Consider the following 18,245-nt stretch of genomic DNA (forward strand, 5'->3'; position numbering starts at 1 on the left):
ACCGCAGGCAGCTGCAATCGGTGCTGAAGCGCACCCTACGGGCACAATAAGCAATAATTAGTCAAATTTGTTTTAAGCCTGTGTTTTTACACGGGCTTTTTTGTACCTAAAATTCGCCCGAAGCTAAAAACTCGAAGCTAAAAACTCGAAGCTCGAAAGCTCGAAGCTCGAAGTTTAAGAAATTGAATCGACATCATAAGTTAATAAATGGAGTGGGGATTATGTTATTTGTAGGGTGCATTCTATGCACCGCAGGCAGCTGCAATCGGTGCTGAAGCGCACCCTACGGGCACAATAAGCAATAATTAGCTAAAACTTTTTTAAGCCTGTGTTTTTACACGGGCTTTTTTGTACCTAAAATTCACCCAAAGCTCTAAAACTCGAAGCTAAAAGCTCGAAGCTCGAAGCTCGAAGTTTAAGAAATTGAATTGACATCATAAGTTAATAAATTGAATGGGAATTATGTTATTTGTAGGGTGCATTCTATGCACCGCAGGCAGCTGCAATCGGTGCGCAAAAGCGCACCCTACGGGAATAATAAGCAATTATTAGTCAAAATTTTCTTTAATCCTGTACTTCGGTGCGGGCTTTTTTGTGCCTGAAATTCGTCATTAAATTACGACTATTGGTACAATAACGTCATCGGAAAATAACAAAGTGCTTGATCTAGTGCTAACCGACAGTCCGTATACACAATATAATTGTCCCTCGCCTTTACTGTTAAAGGATTTATGATGAAATAAAATCAGTCAGTATGTAATAAAAAACTATGTTCTAAGATACTGGCAAGCATCGAGCCTTAAGGCTCAGTTCCAAAAAAATTTAAATCTCTTCGGGAATAGCGATTGAGGACGTGCAGGTTTCTCCCGTCAATCCTGCGATAAGAAACCATGTCATATCTTGTGATTAGGCTTCGCTAATACGGCTCTCCAGTAAGTGGAGTTCTTCTCGACGTTAAATAATTAACATCGGTATCTCGCCAAAATGAATTTGCTGTTTATCAACCTTTCTGTAATTGTTTGCAGATAAAACCTAACTGTTTGAGGCGTTTTTTACGTTCACTTGCTGATAAATTAACCTCATATTTTAGGCTATTGTATTTGAATGAAAAACTTTTAAATAGTGTGGAGGGCTGTGAAGATTTAGCACTGGCCAGTTGGCAAAAATCGGTGACTGTTTGCCCTTTCTGGCGGCGCAGCCCCCTTTTTGAATAATAGCGCTGTAGTTGTGCATAAAGCTTGTCTTCTGCATTTATTTTTTGTCTAATCCAAGGTTTAAAGATCAATAAAAAAACACTTAAAAACAGCAATAACATGATCATTAGTACGGTAGAAAAAAAATTCAACCATGGCACTTTAGTAAACCATGACTGCAGCAAACGCAGCTGTTTTTGATTATCGTAATTGATAACCCAGCTTGCCCATAAATAATCTATCTGCGCAATTTTGGTGCGCAATTGATTTAGCAGCTTTATATTTCGCCATTTCTGCAGAGAAAAATATTCATCGGCTAAAAACTCGTCACTGTTCGATAAACTTTGCTCTAACCCCCATTCAATACGCTCCGGGGCAACATAAGCGGTTGGATCAATCCTAAGCCACCTGTCTTCTTGCCAAATTTCAACCCAGGCATGTGCATCATATTGACGAATAGACATAAATTTATTTTCAGCTTGCCACTCGCCTCCCAAATATCCGGTCACCATGCGCGCAGGGACACCTAAAAGCCGCGCAACATACAGATAACTGCTGGCATAATGCACACAAAATCCGGCTTGTGTTGAGAACAGAAAATCATCAACGTGGTCGATACCCAGTGCGGGAGGTTTGAGCGTATAGCGGAAATTTTTTGTTGAAAAATCATTAAGAAGTTGTTTAAGAATATCTTGTTTATCAATCCCTTGCTTTACCTTAGTGGCAACCCAATCTTGTGTTTTCAGATTGCCTTGTGCCGGCAGGCTGAGCAGTTGTTGCCTTTCTTCTGTAGTTAATGGTTTGGTTTCAATCTGTTGATATAAATCAACCTCAAAGTGCTCTCTTCTGACCACTGGTGTTGTACTGCGCAACGCATAATCACTTAAACTGACCCGCCCAAAACCAGGTTCGCTATAATCAAGCGCGGGAACCCAATAGTTGTAGTGCGGCTCAACAATCAAATCAACGCTATTTTTCCTGGTGCTTAATTGCAAATTTACACTTAGCCCCTGCTTAGCCTGTTGCTCCTGCATTTTTTTGCTTTGGCTTGCCGACCAGGTTTGCCCATCGAAATCATCAAAGGTCATCACTCGCCAATAACGCTCACTTTGAGGTACCGGATCCCCGACAAATGAGGCACGAAAAGCCAAGGCACTGGATCTGCTTAATTCAGCAATTTGTCCGGGACTGACACTGTCACTTAAACCCGTGCTAGCCTGTTGCTGTAACGGCATTTTCCACAACGAGGGTAAACGCGGAATAACAATAAATAGGAGCACTGCGAGTGGTAAACTGAGTAAACAACTTTTCAGCAATAATTTAAGAAAGTGGGTGCCGGCTAAACGCCCCCCATGCACACTTAACAGTACGGCTAATAATAAAAGAATCAATAAAGCCGCCACCAGCGCCATGGCTATCGAGTAATGAAAGATAAAAAACAGCGCGACTAACACAAAACCCGTATTAACAAAAACATGCACATCTCGGATTGATTTCAGTTCCAAAAACTTCAAACTAAAACCTAACATAATCAGATGCAGCATGATGCTGAATAAACCCAGTGGATACACTATTACGATAGTGACTAAGCTACTTGTGATCGTAATAAAATTAAGCCATGACCTGCCCAGCAGGGGCAAACGCCCGTAAAAGTTGACGATCCGCCAAACACTGCAGAGCAGCCCAAATAAAACTAAAAACGGATTTATCTGTTCGTATAATGCGCTCATCATGCTGATATAAGTCAGGATAATGAACAATAAATTAAAACGATTAAGGAACTCTTTCATAGGTATAACGCCAATGCCTTTAAACACATATCTTTATGCTCTAAACCATGACCCGCGGCAATGGTTTTGTTCCCTAGTTTTAAAGCATAACGGCAATCATTCCTGTCTAACTCAATAATCTGAAAACACAGTAAACTGAGCTTTTTCTCCAGATCTAAATTTTTATATAAAGCCAAATCTAACAGCACATTCCCACCCTGCGCTTGTTCAAAGTGCTTACTAAACCAACCCCGCCCTTGGGCCAGCTGTTTCCATGCAACTGATTTTAAAGACTCTCCCGGTTGATAACTTTTTAGCATTGAGAATTGCTCAAAACCAGGCGAAAAATTTGTTAAACCCTTATTTGTTTGCTCAGCAGAGGCGCTAACCAGCGGCATGCCATTGTTCAGCGGCTCGGGATATAACAATACACTTAATCCGAAATCAAGGTGCGTCCACACGGTAAATAAACCAAAGGGAAAGGTTGAACGCAGGGTCACTCTGCCCGGCTTAAACCAACCTCTGGTTTTCGACAAGCCATAAACAAACACTTGTTGATCTTTTATAACCGATTTAAGCGCCGAACTTGGCTGTTGAAAATAAAAATCAATCTTCTGTCCACGGTCGAATTTTTTCGTTATACGTAAGCAAAAAACACTATCTTGCCCCGCAAATTGAGCTGTGATCGGGTTGGCCGTCAGGGTTAAATCAGCAATGTTTTGATAACTTAACAGCAGGCAAGTCACCATAAAACTGATCAGGAAAAACACCACAAATAAAATTAAGTTATTTTGATAATTAGTACCGAGCAGAAACAAAATAAAACCAAGGATTAAAAACTGCAGGCCAAATTTAGACGGAAAAATAAAAATGTTTTTCTGATTCAAGGTAAAGCTATTGTTTGCTGGCAGGCGCGCCGTTAACCAACGCTCAAAACGTTGCTTGATTAACCGCTTGAACGGGTCGCTTGGATTAAAGACTTTTTTCATAAATTAAGCAAAGGGATCAACACTGTCAAGCAATGTTTGACTGAAGGTTTTACTGCCTGGTTTAGCACTATTAATCCCCGCTAAACGGTGTTCGGTTACCGCCACAAAGACAGCCTGGATATCCTCTGGAATGAGGTAATCTCTTTGCTGTAAAAAAGCCATTGCTTTGGCAGCCTGCAGTAATATTTTGCTGCAGCGAGGCGATAATGGATGAGCTGTAATACCACCGTAGCGACTTTCGTGGATCAGGCGCAGCAGATAATTTAAAACCGCATCACTGGCTTGAATTTTACGCACAGCAGATTGCATCATGCGCAAATCTTCAATATTTATAATGGCCGGTATTGGCAACTTTTTATTCGACGATATATGCCCCTTTAGCATTTTTAATTCCGCATCAATATTCGGAAAACCAAGCTCAATACGCATCATAAATCGGTCTAACTGGGATTCGGGCAGTGGAAATGTACCCGCTTGGTCCATGGGGTTTTGTGTCGCAATCACAAAAAAAGGAAGTGGTAAAAGATAGGTTTCACTGTCCAGTGAAATTTGCTTCTCTTCCATCGCCTCTAACAAGGCGCTTTGGGTTTTAGGGCTGGCCCGATTTATTTCATCAGCTAATAATACCTGACTAAAAATAGGCCCTTTATGAAAATTAAATTGCTGTTTATTACGGTCAAATATCGACACACCAAGAATATCAGCGGGTAACATATCACTGGTAAATTGCACCCGTTTATAATCAAGTCCAAGGGTTTTTGCTAAAGCGGATGCCAGTGTTGTTTTACCCATACCCGGCAGATCTTCAATTAAAAGATGACCGTCGGCAAGCAGACAAACGAGCGCCAATTTAATCTGCTCTTCCTTGCCCAGTAAAATGTGATTCAATTGCTTCAAGATGTTGGCTATTTTATTGTGCATCAGCACGCCCTACAGTCATTAACCCGTAAACAAACATTAATTAGATACCTGCGCGACTTAAAAATTTAGAATAGCAGAAAAAAAAACCAAAAAATGTAAGCTATCTTCACAATTGATCGGCTATTTTCTGTGCTCAGATTAAATTATAGTAAAGTTCGCCAATATTTAACCTCGACGTTCGAAGCTCGCAGCCCGATGCTCGACGGCCCGCAGCTCGAAAGCTCGAAAGCTCGAAAGCTCGAAAGCTCGAAAGCTGGAAAGCTCGATGCTCGAAGCTCGAAGCTCGCAAGCCCGCAGCCCGATGCTCGACGGCCAGCAGCCAGCAGCCTTCAAGCCGACAGCCAACAACCGACAGCCGACAGCCTTACAACTCCCCCCCCATCTGACAAAGCAAATTCATTGCCGCTTGTTTTGGGGACTGCGCATGACAAATAGCCGATACCAATGCAACACCATCAACATGACTTGCAATAACCGCATCAAGATTTGCAGTATTGATACCGCCGATAGCCACTATCGGTAAAGCGCTTTGCGCGACGGCGTCAGTAAGCCCTTTAATACCCCACTCTTTCTTAATATTGGTTTTTGTTGACGTCGAAAAGATAGCACTCAATCCCAAATAATCCACGGGCAAAGATTGCGCTTCAATAAGCTGCTGCTGATTCTCAATAGAAAGACCAAGCAATTTATCTTTGCCTATCAGTCGGCGGGCAGTTTCTACCGGCATATCCGATTGCCCCAGGTGCACACCATCGGCATCAACAGCCAGTGCAACATCCACTCTGTCGTTGATTATCAAAGGCACGCCCGTCCCCTGTAAAATCACCTTTACCGCTAATGCCCTTGCTATAAAAGTGCGAAGATCACCCTGCTTTTCGCGCACTTGGACCATAGTCACGCCACCGGCAACCGCTTCAGCAACCACCCTTTTCAAGGTTTCAAGATTTTGCTTATCATCGGTCACTAAATATAAACGATAAGGGTTCACTTTTTTCTCCCATTTTTTTGATGCAAGCTAAGATATTTTCAAACGCTGAATCAGCGTCGCTTCATCAAGCTGATACAAAGCATCCAAAAGATTAAGCTGCAGACTGCCGGGCCCTTTTGACTGCTCTGCGGCAATTTCACCCGCTACCCCTAAGACTGCCGCCGCTGCCAGACCCGTTTCTTCTCCGACAGCTGCAAAAGCCCCGGTTAAGGCACTGAGTGTGCAGCCCATTGCGGTCACATAAGGCATCATCTCATGACCGTTATCGAGCTGAGTTTGCCCATCGGAAGTGACAATAAAATCTGTCGCACCTGAAATAACCACAGCGCACTGATAAGTGTCACGCAAATACCGAGCAGCACCGAGCGCGGCAGCACTGCTATCGAGCGAGTCAACGCCTTTGCTTTGTGCTTTCTCTCCGGCTAAGGCAATAATTTCTGACGCGTTTCCTCTGATAATCAGCTTGTTAGCGGCTGCTGCAATTTGCCGTGACGTTGCTGTTCTTAAGCTACTTGCACCGCATCCGACAGGGTCAAGTACCACAGGTTTTTTATGGATATTCGCCTGCTCAACGGCAAACAACATCCGCTTAATCCAGGTACTGTCCAGAGTACCGATATTGACCACCAGAGCACCGGAAAAAGACAGCATTTCAGCCATTTCATCGCGGGAATGCGCCATAATGGGGGACGCACCAAGGGCAAGTAAGGCATTAGCGGTATTATTCATCCCGACATAATTACTCATATTGACCACCAGCGGTTTCTGTTCACGCAGAGCATTAAGCGCGCTGACGATGGTTTTAATATTTGAATCTATATTTTGCTTCATATTTTTTCTCTGAGCGACGGCTCTAGTTTGCCAAAATTAATTTAAAAGGCACTTTTCAGCCCAAAGTTTTTTCTCTGTACTCTCGGTGGTAACCGTCTTTTAAACCACAGAGAAATAATTTAAAAAGAACTTTCAGCCAAAAGTCTTTCTCTGTGACCTCTGTGGTAAACCTTTTTTAACCACCGAGAACTCCAAGGAAGGGACATATTACTGATATTGACCATCTTAACCGCCATACGAAAATAAGTTATGGCGTAAAATTCTTTTCTCTGTGTGCTCGGTGGTAACTGTGTTTTTAATCACAGAGCAAGGGATAAAGGACGAGGGACAGGCTCGACAGCGTCTAACCCTTGCTGCCAAAAAGCAATTTCCATCCGTGTTGCGGTTCTAAATACGCGAATAAGTTCTCGGCCGCGCGAACTGTTTAAGTCAATATCAGCGAGTAATGCATCGATATGCTCAGTCCCTTGTGCAACGCTTTGCTGGAATTCATCACTACCATAGAGTGCAATCCAGCCCGCAAATGGATTATCTTCACGGTTGGTGTTTTTATCGTTGCAGAGGTTACGCCCTATTTCTGCATAACCAATAGAGCACGGTGCTAACGCCGCATATAAATCAACTATATCGCCCTGCATGCCGGCATCGAGCACATAACGCGTATAGGCAACCGTACCAAAATCTTCGTCTTCTGCTTCCAAGTCCGATTCAGTCAGTCCCCAGTCAGCGCAATAATTTACATGATAACTGATTTCAACGTCTAGTAATGCATCTACGCTAGGCAGCGCTTTACGCATATCGGCTAAGGTGCGGGCTTTGTAAATAGCCAGCGCATAAGCGCGGGCATATTGCTTAAGAAACAAAAAGTCTTGTTTCAGGTAATGTAAAAAGCATGGCTGCGCTAACGTGCCTTTTGCTAATTGCTGTATAAAGGCATGCTTAGTATATGCATCCCAATCCTTGCGACATGCATTAATTAGATCTTGATGATTCATATGACAACTCTATTTATGGGTAAAAAGCACTTATTAGTAAGTGCAACTTATTAAAACGTTGGAATATAATCCTGTGCTTTTGGCAGCGTGCTAATGATTTTTTGGCTATACATAAAATTGGCATAATTATCATAACGCTTTAAATCAACCGCAGACGGACGCAATGCAAATCGGGTCAATGTGTCATCCCAGGCCAGTTTATTAAGCTCATTATTTAAGGTATCCGGCGCATAGGCTGCAAACTCTTTCCAGGACTCTTGAGGATAATTTATAATGTGGATTGTCGCCTGCTCTAACGCTTTATTAAAGGCCTGAATGGCGGCTTTATCATAGCTGTCGGCATTTGCCACAAAGACAAGTTCATCAAAGGGCGGCACACCGTGCTCTTCGGGGAAGAAAGATTTTGCCTTAATTCCCTCAAGTGCTAACTGGTTTGTTTCAAAATTGCGGAGTCCTCCCCAGATTGCATCAACCTTTCCAGAAGCAAGTGACGCAGACAGTGCCCAACCTACATTGATAATCTCCACATCCTCATAGTTAACACCCTGTGTTTTCAACATAGTGCTGATGGTCGCCTCTTCATTACCCGCAATAGAAATACCAATCTTTTTACCTTTAAGATCCGAGAGTTTGTTAATCTTATTATTGTCTAACACGGTCAAGGTATTAAGCGGTGCGGCAATCAAGGTAGCCGAACGGATCAGCGGCAACCCTGCAGCCACATCCATGATTAAGGTAGGCTGGTAGGAGATAGCCAGATCTACGTTATTTGCCGCGACCAATTTAGCGGGCATACTCGGATCTGTCGGCTCTTGAATCTCAACATCAAGGCCTTGTTGTTTAAAATAACCTAGTTGCTGGGCAATCACCACGGGCCCGTGATTCGGGTTAACAAACCAGTCCAGCATCAGGGTTACTTTTTTCATCTCGGCCTGTGCCGGCAGAGCTAACATTAATGCAACTGCGCTTAAAATTATTCTTTTTTTCATTGTATTTCCTTTTTTATGGCAGAGCATTTATCAATAACGCCCTTTCTGATTAAACTTCCCAAGGGATGAATTTTTTTAACAACTTATCGACGACAAAATAAAGTAAAATGGACAGCATAGATAAGATAAACAGTGCGGCAAACATTTCATCTATCATCATCCGCGCATTGGCCTGTAACATCAGATAACCCAAGCCTTCGCTTGAGCCGACCCACTCTCCCGCCACGGCACCGATAGGTGCAATCACCACCGCCACCCGAATACCAGACGCCAGTGTCGGTAAAGAGGCGGGAAACTGAATATGGCGCAGCATCTGCCATTTTGTCGCCCCCATGGTTTGCGCAAGATCAAGATAACCCGAAGGAGTATTACGCAGCCCATCGTAGCAGCAGGTGGTCACCGGAAAAAAGATGATTAACGCTGCCATCACTATTTTTGAGGCGATGCCATAACCCAGCCAAAGCATCAGTACCGGCGCAAGCGCAAACACCGGAATCGCCTGACTGGCAATCAAAATGGGTAATAGCCACTGTTTAATCGGCTTAAATAACAACATCTGCAATGCAAAGAACAACCCCATAAACAAGCCTAAAAACAGGCCCAGTATAATTTCTTGTCCTGTAACAAGCGTGTGTTTAAGGAGAATGTCATAGCGCAGCAGCAGTCTTTCGAATACCTCTATAGGGGCGGGTAAAATAAACGAAGGCATTCCAAAAAAAACCACAATAGCCTGCCATAAACCAAGAATAACCATGATGCTTATCATCATGCGCAGAAGCGGTTTTATCAGTGCTTTTTGATGAGTTTTCTGACCAGATAGCCTGGTAAAGGCAGTAATATCAGGCATCATCCTGCTCCAGAAATGCCATAATAGACTGCTGAAGTTGTGCACACTCTGGATCAAATTGACGGGGTGTTAAAGAGGCAGGTACCTTAAGAGACTCGGCTGAACTGGGCTTTCCCTGCATAATATAAATCTGATCAGCCAGGCGAATCGCTTCCTGCGGATCATGGGTAATCAACACAACGGTTTTATCTTTGAGCAATTCCCAAGCCAGATCCTGCAATCGGTAACGTGTTACCGCATCCACTGCAGAAAAGGGTTCATCCATCAATATAACGGGCTTATTCTGCATCAATGTTCTGGCCAGCGCGACACGTTGGCGCATACCGCCCGACAGTTTTTGAGGCAAGCAGTCTGCACTATCTAAAAGTCCGACCTTTTCAAGCAATGCCAATGCAGCTTGTTTTTGAACAGCCGTGATAGTATTACCGAATTTTGCGCTTAAGGTGACGTTATCTAACACCGACAGCCAGGGCATCAACAAGTCCTGCTGCGCCATATAAGCAATGTTATTTTTTAAATTAAATTGCGGGGGTGTCGTTTTCAGTTCGCCGGACCAACTTGTTTTTTGATCAAGTAAACCTGCCAGATAACGCAGCAATGAAGTTTTTCCACAACCACTGCGGCCCAAAATACAGGTCCATTGCCCGGCAGGGAAGCTCATATTAAGGCCCTGTAATGTTGCCGTTTTACTGCCGGTATAACGCAGGTAACCAGCACTGATATCTATTTGCAGCGCTGGAATTTTGGCCGATAAAGCCCGCATGCTAGCGGACATTCGCATGCCCGGCAAAAAAATGGTTTACCGGGCCATGACCCTGTCCAACCTGTAATTGATCAGCATGCGCAATCGCTTGAGAGATATAGTTTTTGCCCAGCTGAACGGCGCGTAATAGCTCATTCCCTTGCGCCAGATACGAGGCGATTGCTGACGAAAGTGTACAACCTGTACCATGGGTATTAAGCGTATTGATGCGAATTGCACTTAACTGTTCAACATGATTAGGGAAGATAAGCAGATCATTGCTGTTTTCATCATCAGTCAAATGCCCCCCTTTAAGCAGCAGCGCATTAAGTTTCAATTTATGGAGCTTGTCGACCATCTTCTCCATGCCTTGTACATTGGTTGGCACGTCCGAATAGATCAATTCCGCAGCTTCGGGTAAATTAGGAGTGACCAGATCAGCAAGAGGAAGCAGTTCCGATTTCAGCGTACCGATAGCAGATGCTTTCAGCAATAAGTCTCCGCTGGTTGCAACCATCACCGGATCAACCACTAAAAACGCAGGACGATACTGTCTTATTTTTGCCGCCACAAGTTTTATGATGTCACTGTCAGCCAGCATTCCAACCTTGACTGCAACCACATTCAGATCGTCAAAGACCGCATCAAGTTGCTTTTCTATATGTTCAAGAGGAATAGGGAAAATAGCGGACACCCCAAGGGTGTTTTGGGCGGTAATCGCGGTGATCACTGAACAGGCATAACCGCCCGTAGCTGAAATGGCTTTAATATCAGCTTGAATACCGGCTCCACCACCACTGTCGGACCCGGCAATAGTGAGTACGATAGGTGTTGATGAATTTTGAGCAGTAGAAATTGCACTAAGGTTTGACATAAAAGCTCCTAGAATGGGTACAGAGGAACTATATCAAGCCAAGTATTTAAGATAGGTGTCGCAGAGAGAATCAAAAACAAGACTTATAGTTCCCTACGACAGTATTAACTGAGTCAGGTTCAACGGGTCTCGCACTATGCGCTCTCAGCCTTCTGGCTCCCCGACTATATCTGCCGCAATAGTAACAAGTTTTTTTGAAAGAGCAAGAGCTCCCTTGCGTAAGGTTGCTCATTTTTTTAACAATCGCAACACTCCGCAATAACACCAAAAAACGAAACAAGTGTTCAGCCCGGTTGGTTAAAATCATCAACAACGGCACGGTAAATTGTCTTCACCTATTGCGCACGAATCCCCGTCCCTTATGTCAAAAATAGAGGTCTTTAAAGACCTGGAAAATGATCTTAAATTAATGGATTTAGTATTCGTTAACTATGCCTAACTATGCAGAACAAAATTGGACACAGTCTTCCGATAAAAAAAGATTAACATTGAGAATTGAGATCAAAGAGGCTTATTTCTACGTACAACAGCAATGCCAGAAATCAACCGACAACGCGCCTTAATGATTGATTTAGCGATTTTTTCTTTCCTCGATTGCCCACCTACAACATTTATCACACAGTGATCAATATCAATATAGACATACAAAAATTCTATTATAATGACTCTACCATAGAATTTACCTATCCCCCTTAAGGGCAACAATGTTCAAATTAATGCTTCAATTCATCCAGGTAGCAAAAGCCCAAAATGTGACTCAAGCGGCCAACAGTCTCTGTTTAAGCCAACCCACCTTAAGTCATAACATGAATAAATTAGAGGAAAAACTTGAAACCAAGTTATTTAATAGAAACTCTAAAGGGATCACGCTCACGTCAAGTGGGGAACTGCTCTATGAGCAAGCTAAAATGATGCAGCACCTTTATGAAAACACCCTCAATAAGATAGAGAAAAATAAGCTCAGGCATCAATACGAACTTAAAATAGGCTGCGGTGACGCTTGGTGGCATCTATTTGTTCGCGACTGTGTGCAGAACTTCCAAAATACGTACCCGCACAGCAATATCACCATCGACGTAGGTGATCATCTGCAGCTAATGAATCTGTTACTCAGCGGAGAGCTCAGTATTTTCGTTGGCCATGAAATATTAGGGCTGGCACAATATGAAGATGTCCTTTTTTATCCTCTTTTTAGCAGCCGTGAAGAAGTTTATGTAAGAAAGGATCATCCTCTGCTCGGACTCATCTGCAGCAATGAGAGGATTGCCCTCATTGCTGCCTAATATTAAGGAAACATCAATTCTAGCAGCGCGTCCAGCAGTGCCTTATCTATTTCCATGCTTTGTAGTTGCAGCACTTTATTGGTTGTATGTCTTGTTCCTGTACACACTTGATAAAGCCGCTCTTTCAAATTGAAATCAATTTGCGCAACATCCAACAAGTGATACAGCTTTTGCGCCTGATTGTCGTTGTCCGATATCCAATCATTACCAGTAAGAGTGATGAGCAGTTCTGTATGGCTATGATGCTGCCCGATATCCACACTGAGCGTCTGAGTGGTTTCATCATAAGCGCAATGGTAGGATATTCGCTCGCCATTGCGCGTGACACCTATTTTAGCCACATTTTGGTATCCCCGGAAAAGTACTCTGATTGAACGCAATTTTGGCACCAGCGTAGCATCTCCACTTACGGGTGAAATCTTGAACGTCACATTCTCTCTCCATAGCAGTTCCATTTGGGTTTCTGCATATTGCCCATTCTGATAGCCCATGCTTTCACCGTCATCTTCGTACATGTCGAAAACATTATCCTTTCCGGGGAAGACTAATATATCTAACGCATCTGGCGTGCCAACCTGATTTTTTTGGGGCTGATGCTCCGCCATAGGAATAATAGCACCGGCTTTGGCCAGTACCGGTTGACGCGATAAGTCACGCGATAAAAGGATTTTTTTATCTCCGTGATAGACTGTGCCGTCAAAAAAATCTATCCAAATCCCTTCTGGAAGCCAGGCATTGACACTCGCCAGTCCTATTTGCGGATCTATTTTACTGGTAATTGGGCATACCATCAGTTCGCTGCCGAAGAAATACTGATTCGGTACCTGATACGCCTGTTCATCATACGGATAGTGATAATAAATCGGCTGTATGAAGGGTGTTAATTTAGCATGGTTCTGCCAGTTCATGGTGTAAATATAAGGCACCAACTGATGACGTAGGCGCAGGTGGGCTTTCATCGTTTCACAAGCATCTGTACTGTAACGCCACGGTTCCTTACCATTAAAAATACTGCAGGAGCTGTGTAATCTCAGGATGGGGCTGAAGGTGCCAAACTGCAGCCATCTCGCGCTCAGTTCATCATCTTTGGCACCCATGAAATGACCGCCAATATCGTGACTCCACCAGCCATAACCGATATTCGATGCGGTTGAGGTAAAATAGGGCTGGAAGGCATAGGAATCCCAGCTGATACAGGTATCCCCCGAAAACCCAATCGGATAGCGATGGCTACCTACACCTGCGTAGCGGGAAAAGGTTAAGGGCCGTTTGCCATCTCGAGCCAGATCTAGAGAGTGATAGTGATTAAGCATCCATAAGGGATCCAGTCCCTCGGTCTGAGTGGTGCTACCCTGTTGCCAGTCCAACCACCAGAAATTAACCCCATCTTGCTCCTGCGGGTGGTGCAGATGGGTGAAATAGGCTTCCAGAAACTTTTTGTCTGTAAAATCGAAGGGGATGGGATCCTGACAGGAGGGATCCAGACCCAATGCCTGTGCCATCTGCGGATACATTTCTTCATGTGCTTGTACGCCATCAGCAGGATGGAGATTCAAAGTAACCCAAAGATTCTTGTCATGCAGCCAGTTCATAAACTTTGCCGGCTCGGGGAAAAGTTCTTTATTCCAGGTATAACCGGTCCAGCCACTACCATATTGACTATCGATATCCACAAGGTGCCAGTCCATATCTATAACACAGACGGAGAAGGGAATATCTTCATATTCAAAGCGATTGATAAGGCTCGTCAGTTCTCTCTCGTCATACGGCCAGTAACGGCTCCACCAGTTTCCTAGTACTTGTCGAGGTAGCAATGGCGTCGTTCCCGTCAGGCGATAAAAATCGCGGATGCCGGCCAGGTACTCCCGCCCATAGCCAAAGAAGTAAAGATCAATTATATCGGCTTTTCTCGATTCAACCCCGCCATCTTCAGTCAGTAGCAATGAGCCTGAATCGTCAATCAAAGAGAACCCCTTTTTAGATAGTACTCCTTCATCTAGTGCTACGGCGCCATCGGCCTCGTCAAGGGTGCGATAGGTACCCTTTAAACTGTCGGGCTGCTCTCCAAAATACCAACGACTCTGGTAGGCACTAAAATTGCCTTTTAAGTCGATATACAGGGAACTTCCCTTGAATTTCCCCTTCTGATAATACAGATGCAAATGTTCTGTAATGATCTGCAGCTGGCTCTCATCTTCCACTACTCGATACTCAGGCACCACAAACTGACGGTTCCAGACAGCTTGGGTGGGCCGGTCTTCAAAAATACTGTCCTCGGCGTATTCCATGCGGATCAGTTTGCTGGTCAGCAACGTAAAACGATATTGATCCCCCTGAATTACAGCGGTAGTAGCTGCCTTTCCCGATGTGATTACTTGAAATCGCTTATCTAACATAGCCATAAAAATATCCTCTTAAAAGTTTTTTAATATCAATTGGGTACAAGTCTATCTATATGACTGCTCAGTCCTTGTCTCTCCATAGCGCCAGCGCTAAATTCTTAGCTAAATAAATTAGATAAAATAAGCATGGCTATGCCGCTTAATTTATCCAGTAGGCGAGCGGCATAATGGTACCTTGATAAACCAAGCATAAAGGATTCACTGGTGATGCTGAAATGCTCTTCTTTAGCGATGACCATAGGTTTCACCTATACCAATAACAAGAAAGGTGATCACGCGCAAAATTATCCAAGTATTGCTGTAGGTAGACATTTTAAAAATTGTGATAGGGATGGGAAACTATGTTTTGACGACAGAGAATTGGGATAAGTTACAACTTTCCACTTGAATAAAGTTTCTCAGTCCAATGAATATACTTTTTGTGGTTTAGGTCACGGTTTTTAATAATCTTGAAACGAATGATGGGTGAAAAACTCTATCGAGGATCACCTTTCCGCTGAGGAATATGCATTTTTTCTATGAAAATACCGAGTAAAGAGCATTTCAGTCTATATTGGATACTGCCTATGATGGTGCCTATTCAAAAGAAATACACACGGTGATTTTCAAGGACAATAGCGATGACAATTGATGTAAAAAAGAGCGATGCTGGCATAATACAGACATTAGATAAAAAATGGTGGCATGATGCCGTCATATATCAGATCTACCCACGCAGCTTTATGGATGCGAATAATGATGGTATGGGTGATCTGGCCGGGATTATCAGTAAACTTGATTACCTTAAGGAATTGGGGATTAATGTTATCTGGTTGTCTCCGGTATTCAAATCACCGATGGATGATAACGGTTATGATATTTCCGACTATCAAGATATCGCTTCTGAGTTTGGCTCTCTGGAGGAGGTGGACAAGCTGATTGCTGAAGCGGCTAAGCGTGATATTCGTATTATTATGGATCTGGTGATCAATCACAGCAGTGACGAGCATCCCTGGTTTATTGAGTCAAGAAAATCTAAGGATAGCCCTTACCGCGATTATTATATCTGGCGAAAGCCTCAATCCGACGGTTTACCACCGAACGATTTTCACTCCTATTTTGGTGGCAGTGGCTGGGAATTTGATGAGGCGACTGGTGAATACTATTTCCATCAGTTTTCTAAAAAACAGCCGGATCTGAACTGGGAGAATCCCAAGGTACAGGAGGAAGTGCACAGAATGATGAACTGGTGGCTGGATCGCGGTATCAGCGGCTTCCGTATGGATGTAATCGATCTGATAGGTAAGGACGTGGATAAGCAGATCATGACCAACGGACCACATCTGCATACTCTATTACAGGAGATGAATAAAGCAACTTTTGTTGGTCGCGATCTACTGACCGTCGGTGAAGCCTGGAGCGCCACCCCGGAAATTGCTAAGTTGTATTCCGATCCAACTCGCGATGAACTCTCTATGGTATTTCAGTTTGAGCATATCACCATCACCTTTGATCCCGAGCAAGGTAAATGGAAACCTCGACCGTTTGATCTAGTGGAGTTCAAGCAGGTAATCAGCAAATGGCAAACTGAACTTGGTGATTGTGGTTGGAACTCCCTGTTCTGGAATAACCATGATCTACCGCGAGCGGTTTCAAAATATGGCGATCCGGGGCGCTACCGCGTGCAGTCGGCCAAGATGTTAGCGACCGCGATGCATTTCCTCAAGGGCACACCTTATATCTATCAGGGAGAAGAGATAGGAATGACCAATGTGCAGTTCGATGCCATTGAGGATTATCAGGACATTGAAACCCTGAATCTTTACCAGGAGCGCACTGCAGCAGGAGTCTCACATGAGGCAATGATGCAGGGGATCTATGAAAATGGTCGTGACAATGCGCGCACGCCGATGCAGTGGAATAACACGCTTAACGCAGGCTTTAGTGAGGGCCATCCTTGGCTTAAGCTTAATCCTAATTATCCTGAAATTAATGTCGAGTCTGCATTGGATGATCCTAATTCCATTTTTTACCACTACCAGAAATTGATCCAACTGCGCAAAAATCACCAAGTGATAGTCTATGGTGATTATCAACCATTATTTGCAGAACATGAAAAGGTATTTGCCTACCAGCGCCAGCTGGGTAATAAGCGTGTAGTGGTAATCAACAACTTCAGTGCTGAGCCGCTGGAGCTGACCTTGCCGATATCGTTACAGGGATTAAAAGGGCAATGTCTGATTAGCAACTACGCGGCGCGTAAGCAGTTAAGCGAGTCACTCACGCTTGCACCTTATGAGTCTTTTGCGTTGCTCATTAAGCAGTGTTAAACGCGCCCGGATATATGAGTCAAAAGGAAAATAAGATGAAAAATTATAGTTTAGTCGGCGATGTGGGCGGCACTAATGCACGTCTGGCATTATGTGATCTGGAAACGGGCAGCATTTCTCACTCTCTGACCTATTCAGGTTTAGATTATCCCTCGCTGGAGGCTGTGGTTCGAGTCTATCTGCATGAACAGTCGCTCAGTGTTGAGCTGGCCTGCATTGCCATCGCCTGTCCCATTGGGGGGGATCAAGTCTCGATGACTAACCATAGCTGGGCATTTTCAATCAAACAAATGCAGAAAAATCTGGGTCTAAAACAGCTCACTATTATTAATGACTTTACGGCGGTATCGATGGCGATACCGGTGCTTGGTGTTGATGATAAGGTACAGCTGGGAGGCGGTGCTGCGCAGCCATACAAACCGATCGCTGTCTGCGGGGCAGGCACGGGGCTCGGTGTCGCGCATCTGGTGCAGTCCGGCGATCGCTGGTTAAGCTTAGCGGGCGAAGGAGGGCATGTGGACATGGCGAGCTGTACTGAGCAAGAGGATGCGCTGATTCAGCAACTGCGCCACGAGCTCGGCCATGTTTCAGCAGAAAGGCTGCTCTCCGGACCGGGACTGGTGAATATCTATAAGGGTTTAGTGACCTCCGATCATCGGAAGCCTGAAATATTAACACCTAAGCAGATTTCAGATCGCGGGCTTTCTGGAGAGTGCCATGATTGCCATCGAGCATTGAGTCTTTTTTGCATCTTAATGGGACGCTTTGCCGGTAATCTGGCACTCAATCTTGGTGCTTTTGGCGGTGTTTATATTGCCGGCGGCTTAGTGCCTCGCTTCCTTGATTTTTTCAACGCTTCAGGCTTTCGCTCAGCCTTTGCAGAGAAGGGGCGTTTTAAAGAATACCTGCAGGAAATTCCTGTTTACGTCATCACCCATTCGCAGCCGGGCTTGCTGGGCGCGGGTGCCTATCTGCGGCAGTCTTTGGGAATAAGCCTTTGACAGACGGTTTAAATAGATCAAAAAGTATTTCATTATCAACGGCGATTTTTATGACGCGCTTATCTGCGTATGCCCGCGCAAGAACATAACGGATCAGTCTGGATCTGTTCTT

The 18,245-nt window shown here is 44.2% G+C and carries 15 protein-coding genes and 1 riboswitch; of the genes, 3 read left to right on the forward strand and 12 right to left on the reverse strand.

Annotated features, from left to right (window positions below; genetic code table 11):
• Window positions 1-1,000: 1,000 nt before the first annotated feature.
• The 10 genes from CXF72_RS01905 to thiD all read right to left on the reverse strand — a co-directional run bounded on the left by CXF72_RS01905 (window position 1,001) and on the right by thiD (window position 11,138).
• Window positions 1,001-2,983, reverse strand: coding sequence for a transglutaminase family protein (locus CXF72_RS01905; protein ID WP_101036453.1), 1,983 nt, complete (start codon window positions 2,981-2,983; stop codon window positions 1,001-1,003).
• Window positions 2,980-3,951: a DUF58 domain-containing protein gene (locus tag CXF72_RS01910; protein WP_101036455.1), complete on the reverse strand. Its 972-nt coding sequence runs from the start codon at window positions 3,949-3,951 to the stop codon at window positions 2,980-2,982. Before CXF72_RS01910 ends, CXF72_RS01905 begins: the two co-directional genes overlap by 4 nt.
• Before the next feature lie 3 nt (window positions 3,952-3,954).
• Window positions 3,955-4,872 (reverse strand): AAA family ATPase, encoded by a 918-nt coding sequence (locus tag CXF72_RS01915; RefSeq protein ID WP_101036457.1) that lies wholly within the window; start codon window positions 4,870-4,872, stop codon window positions 3,955-3,957.
• A gap of 364 nt (window positions 4,873-5,236) precedes the next feature.
• Window positions 5,237-5,860: a thiamine phosphate synthase gene (gene thiE, locus CXF72_RS01920; RefSeq protein ID WP_101036459.1), complete on the reverse strand. Its 624-nt coding sequence runs from the start codon at window positions 5,858-5,860 to the stop codon at window positions 5,237-5,239.
• A gap of 27 nt (window positions 5,861-5,887) precedes the next feature.
• Window positions 5,888-6,691, reverse strand: a complete 804-nt coding sequence (gene thiM / locus CXF72_RS01925) for a hydroxyethylthiazole kinase (protein WP_101036461.1) — start codon at window positions 6,689-6,691, stop codon at window positions 5,888-5,890.
• Between the two features lie 299 nt (window positions 6,692-6,990).
• A complete protein-coding gene (gene tenA / locus CXF72_RS01930) occupies window positions 6,991-7,686 on the reverse strand; it encodes a thiaminase II (protein WP_101036462.1) in 696 nt (231 codons plus the stop codon).
• A 50-nt stretch (window positions 7,687-7,736) separates the two neighbouring features.
• Complete coding sequence (locus tag CXF72_RS01935; RefSeq protein WP_101036465.1) at window positions 7,737-8,675, reverse strand: ABC transporter substrate-binding protein; 939 nt, start codon at window positions 8,673-8,675, stop codon at window positions 7,737-7,739.
• A gap of 49 nt (window positions 8,676-8,724) precedes the next feature.
• Entirely contained in the window at window positions 8,725-9,522 is a 798-nt protein-coding gene (locus CXF72_RS01940; protein WP_101036467.1) for an ABC transporter permease, read from the reverse strand.
• A complete protein-coding gene (locus CXF72_RS01945) occupies window positions 9,515-10,297 on the reverse strand; it encodes an ABC transporter ATP-binding protein (protein WP_442966018.1) in 783 nt (260 codons plus the stop codon). Before CXF72_RS01945 ends, CXF72_RS01940 begins: the two co-directional genes overlap by 8 nt.
• Window positions 10,287-11,138, reverse strand: coding sequence for a bifunctional hydroxymethylpyrimidine kinase/phosphomethylpyrimidine kinase (thiD, locus tag CXF72_RS01950; RefSeq protein WP_101036469.1), 852 nt, complete (start codon window positions 11,136-11,138; stop codon window positions 10,287-10,289). The genes CXF72_RS01945 and thiD overlap by 11 nt, the downstream gene beginning before the upstream one ends.
• Window positions 11,139-11,211: 73 nt before the next feature.
• A riboswitch (TPP riboswitch) is annotated at window positions 11,212-11,311 on the reverse strand.
• Window positions 11,312-11,842: 531 nt separating this feature from the next.
• Here thiD and CXF72_RS01955 point away from each other — a divergent pair.
• A complete protein-coding gene (locus tag CXF72_RS01955) occupies window positions 11,843-12,421 on the forward strand; it encodes a LysR family transcriptional regulator (RefSeq protein ID WP_198552471.1) in 579 nt (192 codons plus the stop codon).
• A gap of 2 nt (window positions 12,422-12,423) precedes the next feature.
• Here the strand turns inward: CXF72_RS01955 and CXF72_RS01960 are convergent, their stop codons facing one another.
• Window positions 12,424-14,823 carry a glycoside hydrolase family 31 protein gene (locus CXF72_RS01960; protein ID WP_198552472.1) on the reverse strand — a complete coding sequence of 800 codons (2,400 nt, stop codon included), beginning with the start codon at window positions 14,821-14,823 and terminating at the stop codon, window positions 12,424-12,426.
• A 98-nt stretch (window positions 14,824-14,921) separates the two neighbouring features.
• Complete coding sequence (locus tag CXF72_RS19215) at window positions 14,922-15,062, reverse strand: hypothetical protein (protein WP_157823171.1); 141 nt, start codon at window positions 15,060-15,062, stop codon at window positions 14,922-14,924.
• 381 nt (window positions 15,063-15,443) lie between these two features.
• Here CXF72_RS19215 and CXF72_RS01965 point away from each other — a divergent pair, with 381 nt between their 5' ends.
• Window positions 15,444-17,132, forward strand: a complete 1,689-nt coding sequence (locus tag CXF72_RS01965; RefSeq protein WP_198552473.1) for a glycoside hydrolase family 13 protein — start codon at window positions 15,444-15,446, stop codon at window positions 17,130-17,132.
• A gap of 35 nt (window positions 17,133-17,167) precedes the next feature.
• Window positions 17,168-18,133: a glucokinase gene (glk, locus tag CXF72_RS01970; RefSeq protein WP_101036471.1), complete on the forward strand. Its 966-nt coding sequence runs from the start codon at window positions 17,168-17,170 to the stop codon at window positions 18,131-18,133.
• Window positions 18,134-18,245 lie beyond the last annotated feature (112 nt).

The organism is Psychromonas sp. MB-3u-54 (genome assembly GCF_002836415.1).
Taxonomy (GTDB): Bacteria; Pseudomonadota; Gammaproteobacteria; order Enterobacterales; family Psychromonadaceae; genus Psychromonas.